The 2,036-nt window shown below is 70.7% G+C and carries 4 protein-coding genes; 1 reads left to right on the top strand and 3 read right to left on the bottom strand.

Going from position 1 to position 2,036, the window contains the following annotated elements; genetic code table 11:
• Positions 1–51: 51 nt before the first annotated feature.
• Genes AC5JLB_RS02340 through AC5JLB_RS02330 form a run of 3 tightly spaced genes read right to left on the bottom strand, consistent with a single transcriptional unit; the run spans position 52 to position 1,233 of the window.
• Positions 52–300 carry a hypothetical protein gene (locus AC5JLB_RS02340; RefSeq protein ID WP_495872251.1) on the bottom strand — a complete coding sequence of 83 codons (249 nt, stop codon included), beginning with the start codon at positions 298–300 and terminating at the stop codon, positions 52–54.
• On the bottom strand, positions 281–547 hold the full coding sequence (locus AC5JLB_RS02335; RefSeq protein ID WP_495872250.1) for a hypothetical protein: 267 nt from the start codon (positions 545–547) through the stop codon (positions 281–283). The genes AC5JLB_RS02340 and AC5JLB_RS02335 overlap by 20 nt, the downstream gene beginning before the upstream one ends.
• Positions 544–1,233 (bottom strand): hypothetical protein, encoded by a 690-nt coding sequence (locus tag AC5JLB_RS02330; RefSeq protein WP_495872249.1) that lies wholly within the window; start codon positions 1,231–1,233, stop codon positions 544–546. Before AC5JLB_RS02330 ends, AC5JLB_RS02335 begins: the two co-directional genes overlap by 4 nt.
• A gap of 589 nt (positions 1,234–1,822) precedes the next feature.
• Here AC5JLB_RS02330 and AC5JLB_RS02325 point away from each other — a divergent pair.
• A partial coding sequence (locus AC5JLB_RS02325; RefSeq protein WP_495872248.1) for a transposase occupies positions 1,823–2,036 on the top strand: 214 nt, incomplete at its 3' end.

Raw genomic sequence — 2,036 nt, 5'->3', positions numbered from 1 at the left:
CATCTGCTCGCGGTTGCCGACACTGAGAGAGTCGAAGGGCCCGTGCCAGCCCTAGCGGCGGGCGCCGCGGACTTCCAGCGTTTCCTCGTCGGGCACCACCCCGTCGTCGGGGATGAGCAGCCGGAGATAAAGCACGACGCGCGCCTTGACGGGGTCAAGCCAGCGCTCTTTGCGGTCGCCCAGCGCCTCGTAGAGGAGCCGGGCGGCCTCCGTGACGCCGAGGTGCCGTCGGGCGAGCTTCAGCCGGCCCTCGACCTCGGCGGGCTGCTCGCCCGGCCCGTCACGGCCCAGGGCGGTCAACTCGGTCTCCAGGGGCTCGGCCGCCTGCCGCTGTCCGTCGATGTCGCCGCGGATCGCAGCTTCGACGCCCTATGCCTTCTTGAGCCGGAGGAGCAGGAGGTCGAGGCCGACCACGTCCAGCGCGGCCCGGATCTTGGCCTCGGCCTGGAACGCCCCGCACAGCGATGCCTGTTCCACCAGCGAGGTGCCGCCGCGCCGCGACGAGATTGCGCAAGCTGTCGAGGCCCTTGGGCGCGAGGGCGGTCACGGCCTGAGCCTGCGGGCGGGCCTCGGCCCGGTTGTTCTCGGCCTGTGCGGAGGCCGCCCGGGCAACGGCGAGGTCGGCAAGGTCGAGTGGCATAAGCGTATCGAAGAGGGCTCGCCGTCGCGCTCTTCCGCAAGCCGCCGCCCGGCATCGGTAACGGTGCGTGAGAAGGCCACCGCGTGGTCGCCCGCCGCGAGCGTCGTCTCGAAGAGCACGAGTTCGTCGAGGGCCAGCGCCTTGCGCAGCATCTGGGGGTCGTCCGTAGTCATCGCGGGCAGGTGTGGGGGCTGGAGCCAGGCGCCGGCAAAGGCATGACCCTCGGTGAACACCACCATGGGGTGCAGTCCCGCCTGCCCGAAGCAAGCCGCGAACAGGAGCGCCGTATCCAAGCAGGTGGCGAGGCCCGCGGCTTCGATGTCCGAGGGCAGGCGCACCTTCTGGCCTGTCCTTTCGAAGCTCGCCGGCGACACGGCGTAGGAGAGGCCGCGCGCCAGGACGGCGCTACGGACTGCCGCCATGATCTCCCACGCACGCGAGCGCGGGCCCTCCCAGTAGCTGGTGATCAATCCGGACCTGCCGGCCGCGCGCATCACCTCGGAGGCGGCCTTGAGTAGCCGGTCCACCGCTGGGTCATCGGGTGTGACGAACGCGGCGAGGCGCTCGTCACCTTTGCGCAGATCGAAGCGCACTTCCGCACGTAAGCGGTCTGTCGGCTTGTCCCGGAAGCCCCGGGGAGAGCGGCAAGTGCCGGTCGCGCGGCCGCACCTCGCCACCCGCGGCCACGCGGTCGAAGGTCCAACTCCGCGGCCTGATCACCGGCGACTCGAAGGAAACCGAGACGACGAGGTCCTCGAGGTTCCGGTCGGTGCCGTTCTCGACCACCAAGTCGGCGAGCACTGCGACGTCGTTCTGCTACGAGGCGAGGCGACGCGCGGCGCCGGTGTCGTCAGCACCCGCGCCGCGCCGGGCATCGTCTCGACCGCCTCGGCTAGGATCTCGCCGTCCATCTACTCTCCCCTCGTCACCCTTGCACCTGGCCCGCCTCCGTCCGGCTTGGTAAGCGTACTCCGAGCCCCTTCGAGGCGACCGGCCGTCCCTGGGCGCGGCCTTGGTCCCGTGGGATCGGCCACATTGCCTCAACGGTTGCCACTGTCTCCATCGCCACGCGGGCCATGCGAGCGAGGAGGTTGACTGCGCGCTCCTTGTGGCCCGGCGTTGTTGGGTAGCTTTGGAGCGCAGCGGTTCGCGTAGAAACTCCGGCCGCTCATGTGGCTGGCCATGAGCCAGCCTGCATCTGTGCGCCATTGCACGACGGACTGGTCCGCCTCCAACGCCGCGCTGCGCCGGTGGGGCGGCTGGCTGGTGTGGCTGGACTGCGGGATGGACTGGCGTGCTCCAGGGCGTGGGCGACCGGGCCGGCCTGAGACCTTCTCGGATGCCGCCCTGCGGGTCGGCCTCAGCCTGAGGGTCCTGTTCGGCTTGGCCTTGCGGC

Source organism: Myxacorys chilensis, from assembly GCF_059505265.1.
The sequence above is the reverse complement of the archived record's forward strand: the minus strand, read 5'-3'. Positions and strand labels throughout refer to the sequence as shown.